Origin of the sequence: Pseudomonas sp. GX19020 (assembly GCF_023371075.1) — a bacterium.
Taxonomy (GTDB): domain Bacteria; phylum Pseudomonadota; class Alphaproteobacteria; order Rhodobacterales; family Rhodobacteraceae; genus Pseudogemmobacter.
In genome coordinates this window covers 1-24,604 of sequence record NZ_JAMCCR010000016.1, presented here as the reverse complement: position 1 = coordinate 24,604, position 24,604 = coordinate 1, and the positions used below count along the sequence as shown (strand labels likewise).

At 62.8% G+C, this 24,604-nt stretch carries 20 protein-coding genes; 16 read left to right on the top strand and 4 right to left on the bottom strand.

Annotated features, from left to right (window positions below; genetic code table 11):
- Positions 1-86 precede the first annotated feature (86 nt).
- From M3484_RS19280 to M3484_RS19260, 5 genes are all read left to right on the top strand, one after another.
- Positions 87-974 carry a DMT family transporter gene (locus M3484_RS19280; RefSeq protein ID WP_092896026.1) on the top strand — a complete coding sequence of 296 codons (888 nt, stop codon included), beginning with the start codon at positions 87-89 and terminating at the stop codon, positions 972-974.
- Between the two features lie 96 nt (positions 975-1,070).
- The gene (gene gpmI / locus M3484_RS19275; protein ID WP_249498808.1) at positions 1,071-2,606 is read left to right on the top strand and encodes a 2,3-bisphosphoglycerate-independent phosphoglycerate mutase; all 1,536 of its coding nucleotides are present in this window, start codon (positions 1,071-1,073) and stop codon (positions 2,604-2,606) included.
- Positions 2,603-3,853 (top strand): murein hydrolase activator EnvC family protein, encoded by a 1,251-nt coding sequence (locus tag M3484_RS19270; protein ID WP_249498807.1) that lies wholly within the window; start codon positions 2,603-2,605, stop codon positions 3,851-3,853. Before gpmI ends, M3484_RS19270 begins: the two co-directional genes overlap by 4 nt.
- A 7-nt stretch (positions 3,854-3,860) precedes the next feature.
- Entirely contained in the window at positions 3,861-5,201 is a 1,341-nt protein-coding gene (locus M3484_RS19265) for a S41 family peptidase (RefSeq protein WP_249498806.1), read from the top strand.
- A 5-nt stretch (positions 5,202-5,206) separates the two neighbouring features.
- The gene (locus M3484_RS19260; protein WP_249498805.1) at positions 5,207-5,707 is read left to right on the top strand and encodes an RNA pyrophosphohydrolase; all 501 of its coding nucleotides are present in this window, start codon (positions 5,207-5,209) and stop codon (positions 5,705-5,707) included.
- Between the two features lie 159 nt (positions 5,708-5,866).
- Here M3484_RS19260 and M3484_RS19255 read toward each other — a convergent pair whose 3' ends face one another.
- Positions 5,867-6,811, bottom strand: a complete 945-nt coding sequence (locus M3484_RS19255) for a 1-phosphofructokinase family hexose kinase (protein ID WP_249498804.1) — start codon at positions 6,809-6,811, stop codon at positions 5,867-5,869.
- Between the two features lie 460 nt (positions 6,812-7,271).
- Between M3484_RS19255 and M3484_RS19250 the strand changes: the two genes are divergently transcribed.
- The 6 genes from M3484_RS19250 (at position 7,272) to M3484_RS19225 (ending at position 14,169) form a co-directional block, all read left to right on the top strand.
- The gene (locus M3484_RS19250; RefSeq protein ID WP_249498803.1) at positions 7,272-8,948 is read left to right on the top strand and encodes a formate--tetrahydrofolate ligase; all 1,677 of its coding nucleotides are present in this window, start codon (positions 7,272-7,274) and stop codon (positions 8,946-8,948) included.
- Positions 8,949-9,104: 156 nt separating this feature from the next.
- The gene (locus M3484_RS19245) at positions 9,105-9,422 is read left to right on the top strand and encodes a chorismate mutase (protein WP_092896014.1); all 318 of its coding nucleotides are present in this window, start codon (positions 9,105-9,107) and stop codon (positions 9,420-9,422) included.
- A gap of 48 nt (positions 9,423-9,470) precedes the next feature.
- Entirely contained in the window at positions 9,471-10,361 is an 891-nt protein-coding gene (folD, locus tag M3484_RS19240) for a bifunctional methylenetetrahydrofolate dehydrogenase/methenyltetrahydrofolate cyclohydrolase FolD (RefSeq protein WP_092896012.1), read from the top strand.
- Positions 10,358-11,248, top strand: a complete 891-nt coding sequence (locus M3484_RS23830) for a bifunctional 5,10-methylenetetrahydrofolate dehydrogenase/5,10-methenyltetrahydrofolate cyclohydrolase (protein WP_092896010.1) — start codon at positions 10,358-10,360, stop codon at positions 11,246-11,248. The genes folD and M3484_RS23830 overlap by 4 nt, the downstream gene beginning before the upstream one ends.
- A gap of 133 nt (positions 11,249-11,381) precedes the next feature.
- Positions 11,382-13,751, top strand: coding sequence for a trimethylamine N-oxide demethylase (locus tag M3484_RS19230; RefSeq protein ID WP_249498802.1), 2,370 nt, complete (start codon positions 11,382-11,384; stop codon positions 13,749-13,751).
- 13 nt (positions 13,752-13,764) lie between these two features.
- Positions 13,765-14,169, top strand: a complete 405-nt coding sequence (locus M3484_RS19225) for a group II truncated hemoglobin (RefSeq protein WP_092896008.1) — start codon at positions 13,765-13,767, stop codon at positions 14,167-14,169.
- A 3-nt stretch (positions 14,170-14,172) separates the two neighbouring features.
- Here the strand turns inward: M3484_RS19225 and M3484_RS19220 are convergent, their stop codons facing one another.
- The 3 genes from M3484_RS19220 to M3484_RS19210 all read right to left on the bottom strand — a co-directional run bounded on the left by M3484_RS19220 (position 14,173) and on the right by M3484_RS19210 (position 17,176).
- On the bottom strand, positions 14,173-15,450 hold the full coding sequence (locus M3484_RS19220) for a glycerate kinase type-2 family protein (RefSeq protein WP_249498801.1): 1,278 nt from the start codon (positions 15,448-15,450) through the stop codon (positions 14,173-14,175).
- A 3-nt stretch (positions 15,451-15,453) separates the two neighbouring features.
- On the bottom strand, positions 15,454-16,428 hold the full coding sequence (locus M3484_RS19215) for an HpcH/HpaI aldolase/citrate lyase family protein (protein WP_249498800.1): 975 nt from the start codon (positions 16,426-16,428) through the stop codon (positions 15,454-15,456).
- 73 nt (positions 16,429-16,501) lie between these two features.
- Entirely contained in the window at positions 16,502-17,176 is a 675-nt protein-coding gene (locus tag M3484_RS19210; protein ID WP_092896004.1) for a response regulator transcription factor, read from the bottom strand.
- 220 nt (positions 17,177-17,396) lie between these two features.
- Between M3484_RS19210 and M3484_RS19205 the strand changes: the two genes are divergently transcribed.
- The 5 genes from M3484_RS19205 (at position 17,397) to M3484_RS19185 (ending at position 24,429) form a co-directional block, all read left to right on the top strand.
- Positions 17,397-18,590, top strand: coding sequence for an aminotransferase class V-fold PLP-dependent enzyme (locus M3484_RS19205; RefSeq protein ID WP_249498799.1), 1,194 nt, complete (start codon positions 17,397-17,399; stop codon positions 18,588-18,590).
- Between the two features lie 93 nt (positions 18,591-18,683).
- Complete coding sequence (locus M3484_RS19200) at positions 18,684-19,883, top strand: malate--CoA ligase subunit beta (protein ID WP_092896000.1); 1,200 nt, start codon at positions 18,684-18,686, stop codon at positions 19,881-19,883.
- Entirely contained in the window at positions 19,880-20,767 is an 888-nt protein-coding gene (gene sucD, locus M3484_RS19195) for a succinate--CoA ligase subunit alpha (RefSeq protein WP_092895998.1), read from the top strand. The genes M3484_RS19200 and sucD overlap by 4 nt, the downstream gene beginning before the upstream one ends.
- A 21-nt stretch (positions 20,768-20,788) precedes the next feature.
- Positions 20,789-21,763: a 2-hydroxyacid dehydrogenase gene (locus M3484_RS19190; RefSeq protein ID WP_249498798.1), complete on the top strand. Its 975-nt coding sequence runs from the start codon at positions 20,789-20,791 to the stop codon at positions 21,761-21,763.
- Positions 21,763-24,429, top strand: a complete 2,667-nt coding sequence (locus M3484_RS19185; RefSeq protein ID WP_249498797.1) for a phosphoenolpyruvate carboxylase — start codon at positions 21,763-21,765, stop codon at positions 24,427-24,429. Before M3484_RS19190 ends, M3484_RS19185 begins: the two co-directional genes overlap by 1 nt.
- Positions 24,430-24,604: the final 175 nt, after the last annotated feature.

The window sequence follows — 24,604 nt, the reverse complement described above, 5'->3', positions numbered from 1 at the left end:
CAAGGCTGCCAGAAATGTCACGGGGGCAGGATCGCGGCCCTCGCCCCTGTTGCAGCCCTGTTCTCCGTGATAGCGGTGACAGCATCATGAGCGCGCCCCAAAACACCCGACTCGGTATCCTGCTGATGATCGCCACTTCGGCGATTTTTGCGATTCAGGATGGTCTTTCGCGCCATCTCGGCGAGTCGGTGAACATCTATATGGTGGTGATGATCCGCTTCTGGTTCATGACCGTTTTCGTGCTGGCGCTGGCCGCGCGCAGCCCGGGCGGGCTGAAAGCGGCGGCAAAGAGCCGCTATCCCCTGTTGCAGATCCTGCGCGGCTTTCTGCTGGTGGCGGAAATCTGCGTCATGGTTGTGGCCTTCATCAGACTGGGCCTGATCGAGACCCATGCGGTTTTCGTGGTCTATCCGCTGCTGGTGACGCTGTTTTCGGGCCCGATCCTTGGTGAAAAAGTCGGCTGGCGGCGCTGGCTGGCGGTGCTGGTCGGTTTTATCGGGGTGATCGTCATCCTCAACCCGGGCGGCGGCGTTTTCACCCCCTGGGCGCTTTTGCCGCTTTCGGCTGCGGCCATGTTCGCGCTTTACGGGCTGTTGACCCGCTATGTGGCGCGCGAGGACAGTGCCTCGACCAGTTTCTTCTGGACCGGGATTTCGGGTGCCGTTTTCATCACGCCTTTCGGGCTGATGCACTGGCAGAACATGTCCGGCTTCGACTGGAGCCTGATGGCCATTCTGTGCTGCACTGCCGTGCTGGGGCACTGGCTGCTGATCAAGGCCTATGATGTGGCAGAGGCTTCGGATATCCAGCCCTTCGCCTATTTCCAGCTGCCATTCGTGTCTTTCCTCGGTCTGGTTTTCCTCAATGAGAACCTGCGCATCAATGTGGTGATCGGGGCGGTGATCGTGGTCGCGGCCGGGCTTTTCACGCTCTGGCGGCAGCGGGTTCGCGCACGGAACAACAAAGCTCTGTGACAGAGCCCCCTGCGGGTGGGAATGGCGGCTTTCTGCGGTTGCTCTGCCCCCGGGCCGCGCGTAAAACTTGGCCCGTTACTGCCTGAGAGGTCGCGCATGTCTGTTCCGAAACCCGTCGTTTTATGTATCCTCGACGGATGGGGGATCGGACCGGATCCGACTACCTCGGCCCCGGCCCAGGCCAATATCCCGACCTTCCGCAACCTGATGGCCACGCGGCCCAATTCCACCCTCGTGACCTTTGGCCCCGATGTCGGGCTGCCGACCGGACAGATGGGAAATTCCGAGGTCGGCCATACCAATATCGGCGCGGGCCGCGTGGTGGCGATGGATCTGGGCCAGATCGACCTGGCCATCGAGACGGGCTCTTTCGGCGCGGAGCCGGCGCTCCGGCAATTCATTGCGGCGCTTGAGGCCTCTGGCGGCACCGCGCATCTGGCGGGCCTTTGCTCGCCCGGCGGTGTCCATGCCCATCAGGCGCATCTGATCGAAGCCGCGAAGATCATCGCAGCCGAAGGCGTCAGGGTCGTGATCCATGCAATCACCGACGGGCGCGACGTGGCGCCCTCTTCCGCTGCGAGCCAGATTGCCGGGATCGAAGCCGCGCTGCCGCCTTCGGTGAAGATCGTCACCGTCACCGGGCGGTATTTCGCGATGGACCGCGACAATCGCTGGGAACGCGTTGCCACCGCCTATGAGGCAATGGTGCATGGCAAAGGCGAGACGGCAGACAGTGCGGGTCAGGCGATTGCCCGGGCCTATGCTGCGGGCGTGACCGATGAATTCATCCCGGCGACGGTCCTGGGCGATTACCAGGGCATGAAAGACGGCGACGGGCTCTTTTTCCTGAACTTCCGCGCCGACCGCGCGCGCGAGATCCTCGCCGCCATCGGCCAGCCGGATTTCGACGGCTTTGACCCCGGCGCCCGCCCGCATCTGGTCGCGCGCCTCGGCATGGTCGATTACTCCGAGGCCCATAACCACTATATGACCACGATGTTCCCCAAGCAGGACATCGTAAACACGCTGGGCGAATGGGTGGCGAAACAGGGCAAGACCCAGTTCCGCCTCGCGGAAACCGAGAAATATCCGCATGTGACCTTCTTCCTCAATGGGGGCCGTGAAGAGCCGTTCCCCGGTGAAGATCGCTTCATGCCGCAATCGCCGAAAGTGGCGACCTATGACCTGCAACCCGAGATGTCGGCGCCGGAGGTGACTGCGAAATTCGTCGAAGCCATTGAAAAAGGCTATGACCTGATCGTGGTGAATTACGCCAATCCCGATATGGTCGGCCATACCGGCAAGATCGGGGCCGCCATAAAGGCCTGCGAGGCGGTGGATCAGGGTCTGACGGCTGCGCTTGCCGCATTGGAAAAAGCCGGTGGCGCCATGGTGATCTGTGCCGATCACGGCAATTGCGATGTGATGACCGATCCGGTCACGCATCAGCCCCATACTGCCCATACGCTGAACCCGGTGCCGGTGATCCTGGTTGGCGGGCCGACCGGCATTCAGGGCGGCGCGCATCTGCGCAGCGGTGGCCGGCTTGCCGATCTGGCACCGACGCTGCTGGATCTGATGGGGCTGGACAAACCGGCCGAGATGACCGGCGAAAGCCTGATCCTGCGATGACATCCGCGCACGGCTCTTTTCTCTGCGGCGGTCTCGCGCTCGCGCTGATGCTGGCGCCCGCGATGACCTGCGCGCAGGAGGCAGAGCCGGACGAGATTTCAGCCGCGCTGCCGGTGGCAGAGCCGGCGCTGACGACCGATGCCGGGTTGACGGTTTCCGACCAGGCGGCGCGTGCCTCTGGTCAGCTGCGTGACGCGGTGGCGGCAATGGAGGCGGCGACCACGGGCCGCGCCCAGGTGGCCGCGCTGACCCAGACCGTGCGCGCCTATGAGGAAGGCCTCGCCGCGCTGCGCGAAGCCCTGCGCCAGGCGGAACTGCGCGAGGAAGTGCTGAAACTCCGCTTCAATGCCAAGCGCGACCGCGTGGGTCAGCTGGTCTCGGCGCTGGCGCAGATGGAACAGAACCGCGGGCCCTTATTGCTGATCCATCCGGCAGGGCCGCTTGGCACTGCCCGCTCGGGCATGCTGGTGGCCGAAGTCACGCCGCTGATCCAGGCCGAGGCCGATCAGCTGCGCCGCGAACTTCAGGAACTGGCCGATCTCAGGGCGCTGCAGGTCTCGGCCGGACAGCATCTGACCGACGGGCTCGCCTCGGCCCAGGCGGCACGTACCGCGCTGTCAAAGGCAATCTCGGCACGTACCGATCTGCCCAAACGCTTCACCGATGATCCGGTGATCCTGCGCGCCTTGCTGGAAAGCGCCGATACGCTGGACAGTTTCGCCGCCGGGCTGATCGAAACCTCGACCGATGGCGCGGCACCGCGCCCCTTTGTCACCGCGATGGGTGTATTGCCATTGCCGGTGGTGGGCAGCCTGATCCGGCGCCCCGATGAAGCCGATGGCGCCGGCGTGCGCCGCCCCGGTATGACGCTTGCCACCCGCGACCGCGCTCTGGTCACCGCCCCCTGGCCCGGCACCATCCGCTATCTCGGGCCACTGCTCGACTACGGAAATGTGATCATCCTCGAGCTCGGTGACGGCTATCTTCTGGTTCTGGGCGGGCTCGGGACGGTTTATGGCGAAGTGGGCGAAGTTGTCGCAACCGGCGCGCCGCTTGGGCTGATGGGCGGCAGTGACGGCAGCGGATCCGTGCCGGTCCCCACCGAACAGGCGCCGCTTGCACCGGGCGGATCGAAAAGCGGGGCTGGTGCAGAAGCCACGGAAACGCTTTACTTGGAATTGAGAATGGGGGCCACTGCGGTCGATCCGACCGAATGGTTCGCCGCCACTGCCTCGACAGGAGACTGAGGTCCTTATGAAGAAACTCGTGCTTGCCGCCGTGGGCGGTACCGTCGCCGGTGTGGTCCTGACCTCGCAAGTCGGTCCCCTGATCGCCGAGCAGGCCTCCCGTGACAGTTCGGTCTATGAGCAACTCGATCTGTTCGGCACCATTTTCGACCGTGTGCGCGCGCAATATGTCGAACCGGTTGATACCGAGAAACTGGTCGAGGCCGCGATCAACGGCATGCTGACCTCGCTTGACCCGCATTCGTCCTATCTTTCCGCGAAAGATTTCGAAGATATGCGCGTCCAGACCAAGGGCGAATTCGGCGGGCTTGGGATCGAGGTCACCCAGGAAGAGGGCTTCATCAAGGTGATCTCGCCGATGGATGGCACCCCCGCCGACAAGGCTGGCATCCAGGCGGGCGATTACATCACCCATGTGAACGGGGAATCGATCCTCGGGCTCAACCTGAACCAGGCGGTGGATCTGATGCGCGGGCCGGTTGGCTCCGAGATCATCATCACCGTCGTGCGGGTCGGGACTGATCAGCCCTTCGACGTCTCGGTCATCCGCGATACGATCAAGGTTGACGCGGTCAAGGGCCGCACTGTCGGCAAGGCGGTGGTCCTGCGCGTGACCACCTTCAATGACCAGACCACCAGCGATCTGAAAACCGCACTTGAAAAAGGCATTGCAGAGCTTGGCGGCGTTGAGAATATCGACGGCGTGGTGCTTGATCTGAGGAACAATCCGGGCGGGCTTCTGAACGAGGCGATCACCGTCTCGGATACTTTCCTGAATTCCGGCGAAATCGTCTCGACCCGTGGCCGCACCCCCGAAGACGGAGAGCGTTTCAACGCCAAAGCCGGCGATCTGGCCGAAGGCAAGCCGATGGTCGTGCTGATCAATGGCGGCTCGGCCTCGGCCTCCGAAATCGTGGCCGGCGCGTTGCAGGATCACCGCCGCGCGGTGGTGGTCGGCACCAAGAGCTTCGGCAAGGGCTCGGTCCAGTCGCTGATCCCGCTGCGCGACGAAGGCGCGATGCGGCTGACGACGGCGCGCTATTACACGCCCTCGGGCCGTTCGATCCAGGCGCTCGGCATCTCGCCCGATATCGTGGTGCAGCAGCCGGCGCGCCCCAATCCGGCGACCGACACCCCCGCAGCTGAGCCCAAAACGGCGATCCAGCCCCGGACCGAAGCCGGGCTGCGCGGTGCGATCACCAATGATTCGATGACCGAGGATGAGAAAAAACTCTATCTCGAAGAGCAGGAACATGCGGAAGAGACCGCCAAACTGCGCGATGAGGATTATCAGCTCGCCTATGCGGTGGATATTCTGAAGGGGCTGAACACCCTCCGGGAAGAGTGACTGTGATGGTGAAGGCGGCGGATCTGCCCTACCGGCCCTGCGTCGGGATCGTGCTGGTGAACTCTGAAGGCCTGATCTTTGCAGGGCAGCGTATCGACGGGGGGCGGGCCACCAGCCCCCCCGACCGGCTGGCCTGGCAGATGCCCCAGGGCGGGATTGACGAGGGCGAGACACCAAAGGGCGCGGCTCTGCGCGAGCTGTGGGAAGAGACCGGCGTGACCGCCGATCTCGTCGAAAAGATCGCGAAGACGGATGACTGGCTGACCTATGACCTGCCGGAAGAGCTGATCGGCAAAGTCTGGGGGGGTAAGTATCGCGGCCAGCGCCAGAAATGGTTCCTGCTGCGCTATCTCGGCACCGATGATCAGATCGGCATCGCCACCACCCACCCGGAATTCTCGTCCTGGTGCTGGATCCGGGCCGATGACCTTGTCTCGGCCATCGTGCCGTTCAAACGCGCGGTCTATGAGCAGGTGGTGGCGGCGTTCCGGCCGCATCTGGCCTGATCCCGGGGCGCGCGGCCGGGTAAGGGGGCCCTGCCCCCTCGCCGCTTTGCGGCTTACCCCCGGGATATTTAAGGACAGATGAAAGCAGCAAAGGTTTTTCATCTGTCTCTAAATATCCCCGCCGGAGGCATTGCCGTCGTCAGACGGCAAAGAAATTCTTCAGATTTCCACCACCGTTACGCCGGGCCGCAGGCGCATGACATCTGCCGGGCGGCAAAGCTGGGTCGCATCGGTGGAGACCGCAGCGGCGGCGGCAGCGAGAGCGAGTGCCTCATCATCGCTTTGCCCCCTCGCGAGCGAGAGGACGAGGCCCGCGACGAAACTGTCCCCCGCCCCGACCGCCGATCTCACTTTAACCTTAGGGGCATTGGCGAAGAGGCGGCGTTCAGCGGTGGCGAGGATGTTGCCTTCGGCACCGCGCGCGACCACCACCTTTTGCGCCACGCCGCGCCGGACGAGGTCTTGCGCGAAATCAGCCGTAGCCTCGCGGTTTTCCAGGGCATGGCCGGTCAGGCTTTCGGCCTCTTCCGCATCCATCCGCAGGACTTCGAGCCCCGGGATAGGTGCCCGCACCGCCTCGGTCAGGGGTTTTCCGGATGTATCCAGCACCACGCGGCAGCCCGGCATCGCTGCGGCAAGCTGTGCCGGGAAATCCGCCGGAACACCGGGCGGCTGGCTGCCGGAGATGACCGAATAGCCGCCCGGGCGCGAGGTTGCGCGCAAAAGCGTGAAGACCCGGTTGCGCTCGGCCTCGCCCCAAAGGGGCCCGGGCAGCATGAAGCGAAACTGCTGGCCGCTGGTCTCTTCGGTGACGGTCAGGGATTGCCGCGTCTCGCCCGGGCCGGGCAGCGTCAGGAAGGTCACCCCTGCCTCGCGGATGAGCCCCGAAAGCCGGTCACCGGTCAGCCCGCCGATGGCAACCAGAGCCAGACTGTCGCCGCCAAGCGCGAGAATCGCCCGGCTGACATTCAGCCCGCCGCCGCCGGGATCAAGCATCGGCTCGGAGCAGCGCAGCTTGCAGCCCGGAAGCATCTCGGCCACATCTGTTGCCATATCCAGCGCCGGATTGAGGGTCAGGGTCAGGATCGGGGCCTGGTCGCTCATCGCCGATATTCCTTGTTTTGGTCTGCTGCTGCGGCGCCACGGCTACTGTTTGCGCTACCACCTGTCTGAAGGCAAGAGAATCGCGCATCGGCGAACTCTGTCTGCGGGCTACGGAAATTTACACTGAATTGCCGGTTTCAGCCGCACAGAGCAAATAAACATCATGTTCTCTGGCCCTTGCGACATTTGCGGGCAGTGTCACCGCCCCCGGCACCTGGGGGGCGCGCCAGATGGGAGAGAAATCGCGCGAAACTGGGTTTGTGAACCTGTCACTTGTTGACCGTCAGGAATATCTATTTATTATCGAGAATAATAGCGCGTCAGCCGAGCTGTCGCGCCCGCCGCCCGGGTGCATAGCCCGGTGAGACGGGCCTGCCGGGGCCGGACGCGTTAAGGGAATCTGGTGCCATCCGAGACAAGGATGCATCAGCGGGAAAAGTGCCAACGGGAGAGAGCCACAATGGCGTTCAAGTCTGATATCGAGATTGCACGGGAAGCGAAGAAAAAGCCGATCATGGAGATCGGCTCGAAACTGGGCATTCCGTCGGAGCATCTGCTGCCCTACGGCCATGACAAGGCCAAGGTCGGCCAGGAGTTCATCCGTTCGCTGGAAGGCAAGCCCGATGGCAAGCTGATCCTCGTGACCGCGATCAACCCGACGCCGGCAGGCGAAGGCAAGACCACCACCACCGTGGGTCTGGGAGATGGTCTGAACCGCATCGGCAAAAAAGCGGTGATCTGTATCCGTGAGGCCTCGCTCGGCCCGAATTTCGGCATGAAGGGTGGCGCCGCCGGTGGCGGCATGGCCCAGGTCGTGCCGATGGAGGAAATGAACCTCCATTTCACCGGTGACTTCCACGCGATCACCGCAGCACATAACCTGCTGTCCTGCATGATCGACAACCATATCTACTGGGGCAATGAGCTCGACATCGACGAGCGCCGCATCGCCTGGCGCCGCGTGATGGACATGAACGACCGCGCGCTGCGCGATGCGGTCATCTCGCTTGGTGGCGTGGCAAACGGCTTCCCGCGTCAGACCGGGTTCGATATCACCGTGGCCTCGGAAGTCATGGCGATCCTCTGCCTGTCGAAAGACCTCGAAGACCTGCAAAAGCGCCTCGGTGACATCATCGTCGCCTATACCCGCGAGAAAAAGCCGGTCTATTGCCGCGACATCAAAGCCGATGGCGCGATGACCGTGCTCCTGAAAGACGCGATGCAGCCGAACCTGGTGCAGACGCTGGAAAACAACCCGGCATTCGTCCATGGCGGCCCGTTTGCGAATATCGCGCATGGCTGTAACTCGGTCATCGCGACCCGCACCGCGCTGAAGCTGGGCGAATATGTCGTGACCGAGGCCGGCTTCGGGGCCGATCTGGGCGCCGAGAAGTTCTTCGACATCAAATGCCGCAAGGCGGGGCTGAAACCGGCGGCGGCGGTGATCGTGGCCACGGTGCGCGCGATGAAGATGAATGGCGGCGTGGCGAAGGCCGATCTGGGCGCTGAAAACGTTGATGCGGTGAAAAAGGGCTGTCCGAACCTCGGTCGTCACATCGCCAATGTCAAAGGTTTCGGCGTGCCGGTGGTGGTTGCCATCAACCACTTCTATTCGGACACCGATGCCGAGGTCGAAGCGGTGAAAGCCTATGTCGCGGAACAGGGCGCTGAAGCGATCCTGTGCAAGCACTGGGCCCAGGGTTCCGCCGGGATCGAGGATCTGGCGAAGAAAGTCGTCGAGCTGGCCGAAGGCGGCAAATCCAGCTTCGCACCGCTCTATCCGGACGAAATGGGGCTTTTCGCCAAGATCGAGACCATCGCCAAGCGCATCTATCACGCGGGCGAAGTCATTGCCGACAAGTCGGTTCGCGATCAGCTGAAGGCCTGGGAAGCTGCCGGTTACGGCAATCTGCCGGTCTGCATGGCGAAAACCCAATACAGCTTCTCGACCGATCCCAACCTGCGCGGCGCGCCCGAGGGCCATACGATCCCGGTCCGCGAAGTGCGTCTTTCGGCGGGTGCCGGTTTCGTCGTGGCGATCTGCGGTGAGATCATGACCATGCCGGGCCTGCCGCGCGTGCCGGCAGCTGAGACCATCCGTCTGAATGAAGCGGGCCAGGTCGAAGGCCTGTTCTGATCACGGCTCTGTTCTGAGCCTTCGCTCAGTATGATACCGGGATGGGGGGCTTTGCGCCCCCCATCCGCCCACAGACTATTTACGTCAAGAGGAAGAGGGCTTTTCGCTAAGGGCCTGCTGGCATAAGTCAGGGGCGATGTTTGCGGAGGGCATGAGATGCAAAAGCCGGAAGACTGCTCGACCATGGCGGAAATTCGTGCCGGGATTGATGCGCTGGATCAGGACCTGGTCCGGCTGTTCGCTCTGAGGGCGCAGTTTATCGACCGGGCGGCGTCGATCAAGGCCGGGGTGGATCTGCCAGCACGGATCCCCTCCCGGGTTGAGGAAGTGGTGGCCAATGTCCGCGCCCATGCCGCGCGCGAAGGCCTGCCCCCCGACCTGGTGGAGAAGCTTTGGCGGCGGCTGATCGACTGGTCGATCGCGCGTGAGGAAAGCCACCTGGGGCCGGACAGCCTCAGGGACAGGAACGGATAAACCTGCCCGCTCAGACGGGGTCAGGCGTCACACAGGAAGGATTATCGGATGGCGGCGAAGGTGATCGACGGCAAGGCTTTTGCCGAAAAGGTGCGCGAGCAGGTGGCGGCGCATGTCGCCCGGCTGAAGGCGGAAAAGGGCCTGGTGCCCGGCCTCGCCGTGGTGCTGGTTGGCGAAGATCCGGCCTCGGCGGTCTATGTGAAAAACAAGGGCATCCAGACCAAGGCCTCGGGGATGAATTCCTTCGAGCACAAGCTGGAGGCCGATACGTCAGAGGCCGATCTGCTGGCTTTGATTGACAGGCTGAATGCCGATCCGGCGGTGCATGGCATCCTCGTGCAGCTGCCGCTGCCCGGCCATCTGAATTCCGAGCTGGTGATCAACCGGATCGATCCGGCGAAGGATGTAGACGGATTCCATATCTCGAATGTGGGTCTTCTGGGCACCGGGCAGAAGTCGATGGTGCCCTGCACGCCGCTGGGCTGCCTGATGATGTTGCGCGATCACCATGGCAAGCTTGCAGGGCTGAATGCGGTTGTGGTCGGACGCTCGAATATCGTCGGCAAGCCGATGGCGCAGCTTCTGCTGGGCGACAGCTGCACCGTGACCATCGCGCATAGCCGCACCAAAGACCTCGCGGAAGTCTGCCGTGGCGCGGATATCCTCGTGGCCGCAGTCGGTCGCCCCGAGATGATCACCGGCGACATGGTGCGCCCCGGCGCGACCGTGATCGATGTCGGCATCAACCGGATCGAGCGCGACGGCAAGGCAAAGCTTGTCGGCGATGTGCATTATGAAAGCGCCGCCGCAGTGGCCGGTGCGATCACCCCGGTGCCGGGTGGCGTTGGCCCGATGACCATTGCCTGCCTGCTGGCAAATACGCTGACGGCTGCCTGCCGCGCCAATAACCTCCCCGAGCCCGAAGGTCTGACCGCGTGACTGTAAGCGACCACCGTTTCATCGACGGCAAGGCGGTGCAACAGCGCCTCCTTGCCGAGGTTCGGGCCAAAGTGCAGGAGGCTTCGGCGACACGCCCCATCGGGCGGCTGGTCTCGGTCTCGATTGGCCCCTCGCCCGAGGTGGCGGTCTATGTGCGCAACCAGGCGCGGGGCGCTGCGGCAGCGGGAATTCCGTTCGACCAGCAGCTCTGGCCTGCCGAGATCACCCAGGAAGAGGCCAAGCGCCTGATCGTCGAGATGAATGACCGCGACGATGTGCTGGGGATCATCCTGCAGCGTCCGGTGCCGGCGCATATCAATGTGCGCTCGCTGCAATCGGCGATCCATCCGCTGAAGGATGTCGAGGGGATGAACCCCGCCTCGATCGGCAATATCGTCTATAATGACGTGGCGATGGCGCCCTGCACCGCCGCCGCGGCGGTTGAACTGCTTCGTGAAACCGGCCTCGAGATGAAGGGGCTGGAGGTCGTGATGATCGGCCATTCCGAGATCGTCGGCAAACCGGCAGCGTTTCTTCTGATGGCCGAGGGGGCGACGGTGACAATCTGCCACCATATGACGCGCAACCTTGCCATGCATTCGCGCCGCGCTGATGCGGTGGTCGTTGCCGTTGGCAAGGCGCATCTGATCGGGCCGGATATGATCAAGCCCGGTGCGGCTGTCATTGATATCGGCATCAACCAGGTGACCGATCCCGATGGCACTGTGCGGATCGTCGGCGATGTCGACACCGACCGCGTCAAAGAAGTCGCAGGCTGGATCACGCCGGTTCCGGGCGGTGTCGGTCCGGTCACCGTGGCGATCCTGATGCGCAATGCGGTGACCGCACATCAACGCCAGATCGCGGCGGGCTGGCTGCAAAGCTGAGCCCCCCACCCCTTCGGTCGCTTTATCAGTAAAAGAGCCTGTGGTTTCCGTTGACTTGCGCTTGCCCGGGCCTAGAATATTCCTCAGCGTAAACTTATTTTCTGCATACGCCAATGGCGTGATGGAGGATGCGATGCTCGACCAGGCTTATCCCGATGTGATCCCGGGCCCGCCCAGACCCAGCCAGATCATCCGCCCCGCCGGGCTGATGCTGCCCAAAGGCACCGAGCGCTATTCGGTGCCCGGTGCCGGCGCGATGATGATCCGGATCGGCACCGGCGACCGGATCACGGTGGTCAATGACGAGGGCGGACAGCCCTGCGAGGTGCTGGCGGCAGGCCAGGACGGGCGGATCGATCCGGCCCTTCTGGGGCTTGGCGGCGACTGTGACGCAAGCGGGCTGAAAGCACTGCTGGCCTCGGGCGAGCCGAGCCTTGCGCGGATGCGCCAGGGGCTTGAGCGTCTTGGCCTCGATCTGGCCGGGGCAAAGGCCAGCCGCTTTTTTGCCGCCGATACCCCCGCGCGCACCTCGGTCGATTTCACCGCCAGCCGCGAGGGCTTTCTGGTGGTGGCGGCGCCTGGCGGCGATATGGATCCCGATGGCCAGGACACCGCGACGCCGCTCACCGTCTTTGTCAAACGTGCGGCGGCGAATTTCGCGCTGAAATCCGAACTGCCCGACCCGCTGTCGGACCCGCTGCAAGAGGTCCGTGTGCGCTCGGCCACGGCCGAGGCCTATGTGGTTAAAGCAGGCGAATATATCCAGATCCTTGATGTCGACGGCCGCCAATGCACCGATTTCCAGTGCTTTGACGCCCGTAAGCTGGATCGCGGCATCGAACATGCGCTGGACGTCACCGCGACCCGTTCGGTCATGGGCCACGCCTATCCGATGCCGGGCCTGCATGCGAAATATTACGACCAGGACTTCACCCCGCTGGTCGAGGTGATCCAGGACACCTGCGGGCGCCATGACGCCTTCTCGCTGGCCTGCTATGCCAAATATTACGACGATATCGGCTATCCGGGCCATGTGAACTGTACCGAGAATTTCAATGCGGTCCTCGCACCGCATGGGATCGGTGCACGCGGCGGCTGGATGGCTGCGAACTTCTTCTTCAACACCGGCGTCGATGATCATGGTGTCATGTATGCCGATGAACCCTGGTCGCGCCCGGGTGATTATGTCCTCCTGCGCGCCCTGACCGACATCGTCTGCGTCAATTCGGCCTGCCCCGATGACACCACGGCCGCCAATGGCTGGAACCCGACCGACATTCATGTCCGCACCTATGCGGCCACGCAGAAATTCAGCCGCGCCGTCGCTTTCCGCGCGACCCCAGATTCGGAGCCGAAGATGACCAGGGAAACCGGGTTCCACGACCGCCTGTCCAAACTCACCCGCAATTTTGTGGAATATAAAGGGTTCTGGCTGGTGAATTCCTTCGCCGAGGCCGGCCCGACCGAGGAATACCTCGCCGCGCGCCAGAAATCGGTGATCATGGATCTTTCCGCGCTGCGGAAATACGAGATCACCGGGCCGGACTCTGAGGCGCTGATGCAATATACGCTGACGCGCGATGTGAAAAAGCTGACCACCGGCCAGATCGTCTATTCGGCGATGTGCTATCCGCATGGCGGCATGATCGATGATGGCACCATCTTCAAGCTTGGCGATAACAACTTCCGCTGGGTCTGTGGGGACGAATATTCCGGCACCTGGCTGCGCGAACAGGCCGAGAAGCTGGGCCTGAAAGTGCTGATCCGCGATTCCACCGATCAGCTGCATAACCTCGCCGTACAGGGGCCGGAAAGCCGCGACCTGCTCGACAAGGTGATCTGGACGCCGCCGCATCAGCCGAAGATCCAGGAACTGGCCTGGTTCCGCTTTACCGTCGGCCGGATCGGTCATGACCAGGGCATTCCGGTCGTCGTCTCGCGCACCGGCTATACGGGCGAGCTGGGCTATGAGGTCTGGTGCCACCCGAAACATGCGGGCGAAGTCTTCGACGCGATTTGGGAAAAAGGTCCTGAACACGGGCTGCGCCCGATGGGTCTGCTGGCGCTGGACATGCTCCGGATCGAAGCCGGGCTGATCTTTGCGAATTACGACTTCACCGACCAGACCGACCCGTTCGAAGCCGGCATCGGCTTTACCGTGCCGCTGAAGGGCAAGACGGATGACTTTATCGGGCGTGATGCGCTGGTCCGGCGCAAGGAAAATCCGATGCATAAGTTTGTCGGGCTCGACATCGATTCGAATGTCTCGGTGGGGCATGGCGATTGCATCCATATCGGTCGGGCGCAGATCGGCGTGGTCACCTCTTCGATGCGCTCGCCGCTCCTGAAGAAGAATATCGCGCTGGCCCGCGTTGATATTTCGCATTCGGAACCGGGAACCGAGGTTGAGGTCGGCAAGCTTGACGGGCAGCAAAAACGCCTGCCTGCGAAGATCGTGACGCTGTCGCATTACGATCCGAAAAAGACCCGCCCGCAATCGTGAGGCCGCAATCGAAATGACCAGCATACTCGACCAGATCGGCGGAGAGGAGGCGCTCAGGCGCCTCGTCAACCGCTTCTATGATCTGGTCGAGACCGATCCGCGCGGCCGACAGATCCTTCATCTGCATTTCCGCGGCCACGGGCTGAGCCATGTGCGGGAAGAACAGTTCAACTTTCTCTCGGGTTTTCTGGGCGGTCGACGCTATTACCTTGAAAAACATGGGAATATGGACGTGAAGACGATGCACGCCCATATCCCGATCCGGGCAGGCGATGCGGATGACTGGCTGGCGCTGATGGATCAGGCGATCCTGGATTGCGGGCTCAGCGGCCCGCATGTCGACAGGATGCGCGCGACCTTCACCCGGGTCGCGCATGTGCTGGTCAATGACCTTCCCGCCTCGGGAATTCCCGCCTGAGGCTCAGCCGATCAGCAGGATCTGCACATCGGCCACATTGGTGCCGCTGGCTCCGGTGATCAGCAGATCACCCGACGCGGCCAGCGCCTTGTTGGAATCATTATTCGCAAGCAAGGCCCCGGGATCGACGCTTTCGCGCATCCGCGCAGCCGATCCCGCATCGACCAGCCCGCCCGCCGCATCGGTTGGCCCGTCGCGCCCGTCAGTGCCGCCTGACAGAAAGACCCAGGGCCGGCTGATCCGCGTGGCCCCAAGCGCCACACGAAGCGCAAGCTCTTGATTTCGACCGCCTTTACCGTCTCCGCGCAGCGTCACTGTGGTCTCGCCACCCCAGATCAGGCAATCCCCGGGCGCGGCCTGTTCCGCCGCAGCGAGGATCGTCTCTGCCGCAGCCCCCACATCGCCGACCAGCGGCTGATCCATGATCACCACCGGGTGGCCTGCGCCGTCACGGATCGCTTCCAGGCTTTGCCGGTTCGACCCGATCAGCCGGTTCAGCGCAGCTGCGGGTGGTGGTGTCTCGTCTGCCGCAGCACTCAGATGCGCCCGGACTGACTCGGGCAAGGCATCCCAAAGCCCTGCCTTGCGCAGGATGTCACCCGCCGCCGCCCGTCCGCCGAGCGGGGCCACCGTCGGCCCGCTCGCGATCGTGCGCAGATCATCGCCGATCACATCGGAAAGGATCCAGGCCGAAACCGGGGCCGGGGCCGCCAGCCGCAGCATTCCGCCGCCTTTCAGCTGCGACAGGTTCTGCCGGATCAGGTTCATCTGGGTGATCTCGAGCCCGCCCGCCAGCAAAAGCCGGTTCACTTCGGCCTTGTTCGCAAGGCTGACGCCCTCGACCGGCGCCGGCAACAGCGCCGAGCCACCGCCCGAGATCAGTGCGATCACCCGATCATCCGCCCCTGCCCCTTGCAGTGCAGCCATCACGGCCTGACCGGCGCGCAGCCCATTCTCATCAGGTACCGGATGACCCGAGGCAAAAACCTGCACGCGCCCGAACCCATCGGGCAGGGACGCGGCATTCTCATAATTCGTTACCAGAATGATCTCGGCCTCGGGCGACAGATGCCGCAGCGCTTCGGCCACCATCGGCACCGCCGCCTTACCGACGGCGATGACGATCTGGCGCCCGGGCGCCAGAGGAAAGGGCGCAGTCTCCAGCGCGCGCCGGAGCGCCAGTGCCGGATCCGCCGCCTGAACCGCACGCGCGAACAACGCCCGCGCTTCTTCGCGCAGCCCCGAAATCTCAGCCCGGGCCGCGCCCTCTCCCATGGTCATGTCTTACCCTGCGATCTGTTTTGCTTTCTCGACAAGAACTTCTGCCTGACGGATCGACGCATAGTCAATCAGCCGCCCGTCAAGCGAAACAGCCCCTTTGCCTTCCGACGCCGCTTTCGCCATCGCCTCAAGGATACGTTGTGCGCGGGTGACCTCGGCTTCAGACGGGCTCATGACCTCATTGGCCAGCGCAACCTGACTCGGATGGATCGCCCATTTGCCCTCGCAGCCCAGCACTGCCGCGCGCTTTGCCGCCGCGCGATAGCCATCGGGATCCGAGAAATCACCGAACGGCCCGTCCACCGGGCGCAGCCCGTTCGCGCGCGCCGCAACCACCATCCGCGCCAGCGCGTAATGCCACATATCCCCCCAATGAATGGCGCGGGTGCCATCTTCCAGCGGGTCGGTCAGCACCGAATAATCCGGGTTCACGCCGCCGATGATCGTGGTGCGGGCGCGGGTCGAGGCCGCGTAATCGGCCACACCGAAATGCAGGCTCTCATTGCGTTTGGATGCGCCGGCGATCTCGGTCACGTTCTGCATGCCAAGCGCGGTCTCGATGATATGTTCAAACCCGATTCGCTTTTTATAGCCCTTTGCATCCTCGATCTGCGTCACCAGCATATCGACAGCATAGACATCGGCGGCAGTGCCCACTTTCGGGATCATGATCAGGTCGAGCCGTTCGCCCGCCTGCTCCACCACATCGACAACATCGCGATACATGTAATGCGTATCGAGCCCGTTGATTCGCACCGACATGGTTTTCTTGCCCCAGTCCATCTCGTTCAGGGCCTTGATGATATTCTTGCGGGCCTGGGCCTTGTCATCGGGCGCCACCGCATCCTCGAGATCGAGGAACACCACATCCGCGTCAGATTGCGCTGCCTTTTCAAACAGTTGCGGCTGGCTTCCCGGAACCGCCAATTCGCTGCGGTTCAGCCGTGCGGGCGCCTGTTCGATGGGGTGAAAGCTCATTGTGGATCCTCCTCAGGATGTGGTCTGTGCTGACCCAATGCGAGAAAGAAAATTACTTTCCTGTCAAGAAATATTATTTCTGCGCCGTAAATGCGAGCCGCGCAGCCCCGGCATCGCCGCTCTGCTGATGCGAGTAGAACCAAGCGATTGCCTGAGCGCGACTGTGGACGCCGAGCTTCTCATAAAGGTTCGACAAGTGAAATTTCACCGTATTGGCCGAGATGCCGAAATCGCCCGCCAGGTCGCGATTCGTCAGCCCGCGTGCCAATGCCTCCAGCAGCGATTTTTCGCGTCGCGTCAGCTGGTGGATCGGATCGGTCTGCAGCTCGCGCACGTCGAGAAAGGGGAAAACCATCTGGCCCGACGCGACCGCGAGACAGGTATCGACCAGCTTCTCGACCGAGGTGGAACGCGCGACAAAGCCGGCAGCGCCAGCGATCATCGACTTGCGCGGCAGTTCGCCGTTCTGATCATCGCCATAGACGATCAGACGGGGCGCATTGGGCTGATCACGCAGCACCTCGATCAGCTTCTGGCCACCAAGCGCGGGGATCCGCCAGTCGATAATCCCCAGTTCCACCGGCACCCGCATCACCGCACCAAGAAACCCTTCGGCGCTTGAACTGGTGGCGACCAGTGAGAATCGGGGATCACGGTCGAAAATCTCGGACATCGCACCCAGAACCAGCGGATTGCTGTCCGCCAGCGCAAGCGAGATCTGTCTGGACGCCGGGCTAAGCACTTGCATTTACAACCCTTCCGCTAGGAAACCTACCCGTATGGATAGGTAAATTTTCTGCATACAACCGCATATCAAGACATTATGGCAGGTTTTTTCCCACCCAAACGGAAGCCCAAAAGCAGGAGGTAGTTCCGTTGTGAAACTTTCATAACAAGTATTCCCTGAGGTCAACGATTATTCACGGCGTGAAGGGAATAACCCGACGCCGCCCCATGGGAGGACTGTTATGCAAGGTATCCGTGGCCTTTTCGTCCCCGGCCCCACCAATGTTCCCGAGGCGATTCGCAAGGCGATTGATGTGCCGATGGAGGATCATCGTTCGCCCGATGTGCCTGCGCTGGTGCTGCCGCTGTTCCAGGATCTGAAGAAGGTCTTCCACACCGAAACCGGCCAGGTCTTCATTTTCCCGGCAACCGGCACCGGTGGCTGGGAAGCCTCGATCACCAACACGCTGTCGCCCGGCGACAAGGTTCTGGCACCGCGTTTCGGCCAGTTTTCGGTGCTCTGGGTTGATCTCTGCCAGCGCCTCGGTCTCGATGTCGAAACCATCGACTGCGAATGGGGCACGGGCGTTCCGCTCGACAAGCTGGCCGAGCGCCTCAGCGCCGACAAAAAGCGCGAGATCAAGGCCATCCTCGCCTGCCATAACGAGACCGCGACCGGCGTGACCTCGGATATCGCCGGTGTTCGAAAAGTGATGGATCAGTGCGATCACCCGGCTTTGCTTTACGTGGACGGCATCTCTTCCATCGGTTCGCTCGAATTCCGCATGGATGAATGGGGGGTCGACCTGGCCGTGGCCGGCTCGCAAAAGGGCTTTATGATGCCGGCGGGCCTGGCAATCATCGGCGTCAGCCAGAAAGCGCTGGAAGCCTCGAAAGCCAACGGGCTGCGCCGCTGCTATTTTGACTTCAAGGACATGACCGCGACCAATGCGACCGGTTATTTCCCCTATACGCCGCCGATGAACATGCTGCGCGGCTTGCGCGCCTCGCTCGACCGCATCAATGCGGAAGGGATCGAGAATATCTGGGCGCGGCATAAGTTCCTTGCCGAAGGCGTGCGCCGCGCGGTCTCGGCCTGGAATATGACGCTCTGCGCGAAAGAGCCGAAATGGCATTCCGACACCGTCAGCGCCATCGTCGTGCCCGAGGGCCATGACGCCCGCCAGGTGATCGCGCGCGCCTATGACCGCTATGGTCTCTCGCTGGGCGCCGGGCTGTCGGTCGTGGCCGGCAAGGTTTTCCGCATCGGCCATCTTGGTGATCTGAACGAGCTGATGCTGATGATGGCGCTTGGCGGCGCCGAGATGTCGATGCGCGATGTCGGCATCCCGATTGAGGCCGGTTCCGGCGTCGCGGCGGCCGAGGAATTCTGGCGTAAATCCAATTCGCGCTCGATGGCGCTGGCGGCGGAATAAGCCGTTTCCCTGGCTGCGGCATCGCCCGCAGCCAGACACCAACCGCGAGAAACGCGGAAATTCACAACCATAACCGGTCAGGGAGGGCCGCGCATGGATATTCATGAATATCAGGCGAAAGAGATTCTTCACCGTTTCGGTGTCGCAATTCCGGATGGGGCACTGGCATACAGCCCCGAACAGGCGGCTTACCGCGCAAGGGAAATGGGGGGCTCACGCTGGATCGTTAAGGCCCAGGTCCATGCCGGCGGGCGTGGCAAGGCCGGCGGCGTCAAGATCTGCTCCTCGGAACATGAGATCCAGGACGCCACCAATGAGATGTTCGGCCGCCGTCTGGTCACGCATCAGACCGGCGCCGAAGGCAAAGGCATCTACCGCATCTATGTCGAGGCGGCAGTGCCGTTTGAGCGCGAGATCTATCTCGGCTTCGTGCTTGACCGCTCGTCGCAGCGGGTGATGATCGTCGCCTCCTCGGAAGGCGGGATGGAGATCGAAGAGATCTCGGCAAACCGCCCGGACAGCATCGTTCGCTCGACGGTGGAGCCGGCGGTGGGCCTTCAGGAATTCCAGGCGCGGGAAATCGCGTTTGCGCTGAAGATCCCGACCGACATGATCCAGCAGATGGTCCGCACGCTGCAAGGCTGCTACCGCGCCTTTACCGAGCTTGACGCGACAATGGTCGAGATCAACCCGCTGGTGATCACCGCCGACCGCCGCATCCTGGCGCTCGACGCGAAAATGACCTTTGATACCAATGCCCTGTTCCGCCACCCGGCCATTGCCGAGCTGCGCGACAAAAGTCAGGAAGACCCGCGTGAAAGCCGCGCGGCGGATCGTGGCCTCTCTTACATTGGCCTTTCCGGCAATATCGGCTGCATCGTGAACGGCGCCGGGCTTGCTATGGCGACGATGGATACGATCAAGCTGGCAGGTGGCGAGCCTGCGAACTTCCTCGATATCGGCGGCGGCGCGACGCCCGAGCGGGTGGCGAAGGCGTTTCGTCTCGTGAATTCGGATGAAAACGTCCAGGCGATCCTTGTGAACATCTTTGCCGGCATCAACCGCTGTGACTGGGTCGCTGAAGGTGTGGTTCAGGCATTGCAGGCCAATCCGGTCGATGTGCCGGTCGTTGTGCGCCTTGCCGGAACCAATGTCGAGGAAGGGCTGAAGATCCTTGCGAAAAGCGGGCTGCCGATCATCCGTGCGACCTCGCTGATGGAAGCGGCAGAGCGCGCTGTTTCGGCCTGGAAAAACGACAAAACCCAGAACACCCGGATGAGGATCGTGAAATGAGCATCTTTCTCGACAGAAACACCCCCGTCATCATCCAGGGCATCACCGGCCGCATGGCGCAGTTCCACGCCAAGGAAATGCTGGATTACGGCACCAACCTCGTCGGCGGCGTCGTGCCCGGCAAGGCCGGTGAAACCGTCCACGGCGTTCCGGTTTTTGACACGGTAAAACAAGCGGTCGAGGCCACCGGCGCCGAAGCAAGCCTTGTCTTCGTTCCCCCGCCCTTCGCCGCTGACAGCATCATGGAAGCCGCAGATGGCGGCATCCGCTACTGCGTCTGCATCACCGACGGTATCCCGGCCCAGGACATGATCCGGGTGAAGCGCTATATGATGCGTTATCCCAAGGAAAAGCGCATGGTCCTGACCGGGCCGAACTGCGCCGGCACCATTTCTCCCGGGAAATCACTGGTCGGCATCATGCCGGGGCATATCTATCTGCCCGGTCATGTTGGCATCGTTGGCCGCTCCGGCACGCTCGGCTATGAGGCGGCACAGCAGCTGAAAGATCGCGGCATCGGGGTTTCGACCAGCGTCGGCATCGGTGGTGATCCGATCAACGGCTCCAGTTTCCGCGATATTCTTGAGCAGTTCGAGAAGGATCCCGACACCCATATCGTCTGCCTGATCGGTGAAATCGGCGGCCCGCAAGAGGCCGAAGCCGCCGCCTGGATCCAGGAAAACATGACGAAACCGGTGGTCGCCTATATCGCCGGCCTCACCGCACCGAAGGGCCGCACCATGGGTCATGCCGGCGCGATCATCTCGGCCTTTGGCGAAAGCGCCAGCGAAAAAGTCGAGATCCTCACCGCCGCAGGCGTCACCGTGGCCGAGAACCCCTCGGTTATCGGTGAGACCATCGCCCGCGTGCTGAACGCCGCCTGAACCGCAAGGGGGGAACGCATCATGGCTGCAAAACCAAAGGTTCTTGTCACCCGCCGCTGGCCCGCTGCGGTCGAGGCGAAAATGTCGGAGATCTTCGACACCGATCTGAACCGGGCCGACCGGCCTCTGGGGCTCGCAGAGTTCCGGGACGCCTTTCGCAGCTATGATGCGGTTCTTCCGACAGTGACTGACAAACTTCCCGCCGAGGCCTTTTGCGAGGCCCCGGCGCGGGTGAAAATCCTTGCAAATTATGGGGTTGGCTTTTCCCATATCGACACCGGATCTGCGAAGGATCGCGGCATCATGGTGACGAATACGCCCGATGTGCTGTCCGAATGCACCGCCGATATCGCCATGACGCTGATGCTGATGGTTGCACGGCGCGCCGGTGAAGGTGAACGCGAGGTCCGGGACGGCAAATGGACCGGCTGGCGGCCGACCCATATGATCGGCACCCGGGTTTCAGGCGCAACGCTCGGCATCATCGGCTTTGGCCGCATCGGCCAGGCGATGGCGCAGCGCGCGCATCACGGATTTGGCATGAAGATCCTGGTGCAGAACCGCTCGCCCATCTCGCCTGAGGTGCTTGCCCGCTACAACGCGGTGCAGGTAGAAACCATCGAAGACCTGTTGCCGGCCTGCGATTTCTTCTCGCTCCACTGCCCCGGGGGCGCGGCAAACCGGCATCTGATCAATGCGCGGCGCCTCGATCTGATGCGGCCCGGTGCGTTCCTGATCAACACGGCGCGCGGCGAAGTGGTTGATGAACATGCGCTTTCCCGTGCGCTTTGGTATGGCACCATCGGTGGCGCCGGGCTTGATGTGTTTGAACGCGAACCACAGATCCCGGCCGATCTTCTGAACAGCGACAACCTTGTGCTGCTGCCGCATCTGGGATCGGCGACCCGCGAAACCCGCGAGGCCATGGGGTTCCGCGTCTTTGAAAACCTGGTCGATTTCTTTGAGGGCCGCGCCCCTCGCGACAGGGTGGCATGATGAACCGGGTGATGCCTGATCCGGGCCTGCCCGCCGACAGCGATGCCGCCGCGCTGCGCCACCTGTTGCATGACCTGCTGGCCGAGGTGGTGACCCAGCGTGCGCCTGAAGTCGCTGCCTGGCTTTCCACCGGCGCGACCGACCCGATCCCCGCCGATGATCGCGCCATCCCCTATCTCCAGGCGCTGAACATCCGCTTTCAGCTGTCGCGGATTGCCGAAGAAAACGACGCGATGCGGCAGCGCCGCCGGATCGAGGCGCGAGAAGGGGCGGAGAATGTTCCCGGCTCTTTCGCCGCGGCCTTTGCGGGCCTTGCGCAGCAGGGGCTGGATTCTGCCGCAATTGATGCCGCGGTCGCAAAGCTCTCGGTGGTGCCGACGATGACCGCGCATCCGACCGAGGCGAAACGGGTCACCATTCTTGAAATTCACCGCCGCATCTATCGCCGCCTTGTCGAGCTTGAGACCCAACGCTGGACCCCGCGGGAACGCGAAGCGCTTTATACAGAGATCCGCTGCGAGATCGGTCTTTTATGGCTGACCGGGGAATTGCGGCTGGAACGCCCCAGCCTCACCGATGAGATAAACTGGGGCCTGCAATTCTTCCGCAACAGCCTCTTTGACGCGGTTCCCCAGCTTTATGAACGCTTTATCGACGCGCGCGCCGAATTCGCGCCGCAATCGGCGGCATCGGAACGTCCCTGTCTGCGGTTCAACACCTGGATCGGCGGCGACCGCGACGGCAATCCCAATGTGACGGCCGAGGTGACGCGGGCCGCGATCGATGCCGGGAGGCTGGCCGCGCTCGCCTGCCATATCGAAGGGGTCGAGCGCGCCGCGCGGCGGCTCAGCATTTCCTGTCGCATCGTGCCGGTTCCCGAGGCCAATATGGCCGCTCTGGCCGCCGTCATCGTCCAGAGCAGAAGCGGCACGCCACATAATCAACGAAATCCCAACGAGATTTTCCGACAGGCACTGAGCGCGATCCTCGCCCGCCTGATCGCGAGCCGCGATGGCACTGCGACCGCCTATCGTGGCCCGCATGAGCTGGTCGGAGACCTGAACAGCGTCGAAACCGCCCTGCTTGCCATCGGTGCCGGTGATCTCGCAAGGGCCTGGATCCGCCCGGTGCGCTGGCGGGCCGAAGTTTTCGGCTTTCGCACAGCCTCGCTGGATTTGCGACAAAATTCGACCATTATCAATGCGGTCCTGGATGAGATCTGGGCTGCGCAAGGGATCAGCGCGCGCAGCGGCACTCCTGCCGGTGCTGCGGAAATCCGGCGCGCCCTCGCCGACCCCGAACTGCCCCAGGCGCAGGATTCTGACCTCGGGCCGGTCGCGCAGGACCTGCTCGCTCTGCTTCGGCTGACCCGCGAAAGCGGGCATGACCCGGAGGCCTTTGGCCCCTTCATCGTGTCAATGGCGCGCTCTGCCGAAGATATTCTGGCGGTACATCTGCTTGCGCGTTATGCCGCTGGCCCCTGCCCCGGCGCGCCTGCGCTGATCGTAGCCCCCCTGTTCGAGACCATCGCCGATCTGCGCGCTGGTCCGGAAATTCTGGAAGAGCTGTTGAAAAACAACGCATTTCGCGCAGGACTGCGGGAAAAACGCGGCCATGTCGAAGTCATGCTGGGCTATTCCGATTCCGGGAAAGACGGAGGCTTTCTCTGTTCGACCTGGGAATTGCACCGTGCCCAACGGCGCATCACTGCAACACTGGCCGCCCATGGTTTCCGTCCCAGCTTTTTCCACGGTCGTGGTGGTTCAGCCAGCCGGGGCGGCGCGCCGACAGAACGCGCCATTGCGGCGCAACCCGCCGGCACCATTGGTGGCGCTTTGAAACTCACCGAGCAAGGTGAGGTTGTTTCCGCAAAATACGCCAATCGCGGCACAGCCCTCCATAATATGGAGTTGCTCACCGCCGCCGTCCTCACCCATACCGCCGTCACCGGTCCGCAGGGACCGGTGGTCCATCCTGATCAGGACGAGGCCCTTGTTGCCCTTTCCGGCATGTCGCAGGCGGTCTGGTCTCGCCTGGTCGAAAGCCCGGATTTCGTGCGCTATTTCGAGGAGGCAAGCCCGGTCGGCGAATTGTCGGCGTTGAAACTCGGCTCGCGGCCGGCGCGGCGCCACGGGGCAAAGACGCTCGCTGATCTGCGTGCCATCCCATGGGTCTTCGCCTGGTCCCAGAACCGGCATATGCTGACCGGCTGGTATGGTTTCGGATCTGCCATCACCTCCTTCCTTTCGGTGCGTGGCGAAAGCGGCAGGTTGCTCCTGGCGCGGATGTTCTCCTCTAACCCTTTGTTTCGCATGGTGGTTGACGAGATCGAAAAGAGCCTGGCACAGGCGGATATGGATGTCGCAGCCGGCTATGCCAGCCTTGTCACCGACCGCGATCTCGCCCGCACCCTGTTCGGGATGATCCGCGAGGAATACCAACTGACCTGCGCGGCGGTCTTGCAGATCACCAATCAGGATGTTCTTGCCGCGCGGTTCCCGATGTTCCGCGAAGGATTCGAACGCAACCGGGTCGCCCTTGATCAGCTCAACCGCCTGCAGATTGACCTCTTGCGCCATGCGCGCCAAAGCGAACGGCAAGCCCTTTCCGTGCCGCTCCTGCAAAGCATGAACTGCATCGCCGCCGGCCTCGGTTGGACCGGCTGACCCCCCTTTCCGCAGATCCAGGACCAGAAAGAGGCCCGATATGCCCGATACAAGTTTCCAAAGCTCCGGCTTTTTCACCGAATCTCTTTCCTCGCGCGACCCCGAACTTTTCGGAGCGGTGCGCTCTGAACTTGGCCGTCAGCGCGATGAGATCGAGTTGATCGCGAGCGAGAAC

Coding starts and splice junctions, on each gene's coding strand:
- M3484_RS19265 (WP_249498806.1), top strand. CDS start 3,861: ATGAAGAAACTCGTGCTTGCCGCCGTGGGCGGTACCGTCGCCGGTGTG.
- M3484_RS19280 (WP_092896026.1), top strand. CDS start 87: ATGAGCGCGCCCCAAAACACCCGACTCGGTATCCTGCTGATGATCGCC.
- M3484_RS19250 (WP_249498803.1), top strand. CDS start 7,272: ATGGCGTTCAAGTCTGATATCGAGATTGCACGGGAAGCGAAGAAAAAG.
- M3484_RS19260 (WP_249498805.1), top strand. CDS start 5,207: ATGGTGAAGGCGGCGGATCTGCCCTACCGGCCCTGCGTCGGGATCGTG.
- folD (WP_092896012.1), top strand. CDS start 9,471: ATGGCGGCGAAGGTGATCGACGGCAAGGCTTTTGCCGAAAAGGTGCGC.
- sucD (WP_092895998.1), top strand. CDS start 19,880: ATGAGCATCTTTCTCGACAGAAACACCCCCGTCATCATCCAGGGCATC.
- M3484_RS19185 (WP_249498797.1), top strand. CDS start 21,763: ATGAACCGGGTGATGCCTGATCCGGGCCTGCCCGCCGACAGCGATGCC.
- M3484_RS19205 (WP_249498799.1), top strand. CDS start 17,397: ATGCAAGGTATCCGTGGCCTTTTCGTCCCCGGCCCCACCAATGTTCCC.
- M3484_RS19255 (WP_249498804.1), bottom strand. CDS start 6,811: ATGAGCGACCAGGCCCCGATCCTGACCCTGACCCTCAATCCGGCGCTG.
- M3484_RS19220 (WP_249498801.1), bottom strand. CDS start 15,450: ATGACCATGGGAGAGGGCGCGGCCCGGGCTGAGATTTCGGGGCTGCGC.
- M3484_RS19230 (WP_249498802.1), top strand. CDS start 11,382: ATGCTCGACCAGGCTTATCCCGATGTGATCCCGGGCCCGCCCAGACCC.
- M3484_RS19270 (WP_249498807.1), top strand. CDS start 2,603: ATGACATCCGCGCACGGCTCTTTTCTCTGCGGCGGTCTCGCGCTCGCG.
- M3484_RS19225 (WP_092896008.1), top strand. CDS start 13,765: ATGACCAGCATACTCGACCAGATCGGCGGAGAGGAGGCGCTCAGGCGC.
- M3484_RS19245 (WP_092896014.1), top strand. CDS start 9,105: ATGCAAAAGCCGGAAGACTGCTCGACCATGGCGGAAATTCGTGCCGGG.
- gpmI (WP_249498808.1), top strand. CDS start 1,071: ATGTCTGTTCCGAAACCCGTCGTTTTATGTATCCTCGACGGATGGGGG.
- M3484_RS19190 (WP_249498798.1), top strand. CDS start 20,789: ATGGCTGCAAAACCAAAGGTTCTTGTCACCCGCCGCTGGCCCGCTGCG.
- M3484_RS19200 (WP_092896000.1), top strand. CDS start 18,684: ATGGATATTCATGAATATCAGGCGAAAGAGATTCTTCACCGTTTCGGT.
- M3484_RS19215 (WP_249498800.1), bottom strand. CDS start 16,428: ATGAGCTTTCACCCCATCGAACAGGCGCCCGCACGGCTGAACCGCAGC.
- M3484_RS19210 (WP_092896004.1), bottom strand. CDS start 17,176: ATGCAAGTGCTTAGCCCGGCGTCCAGACAGATCTCGCTTGCGCTGGCG.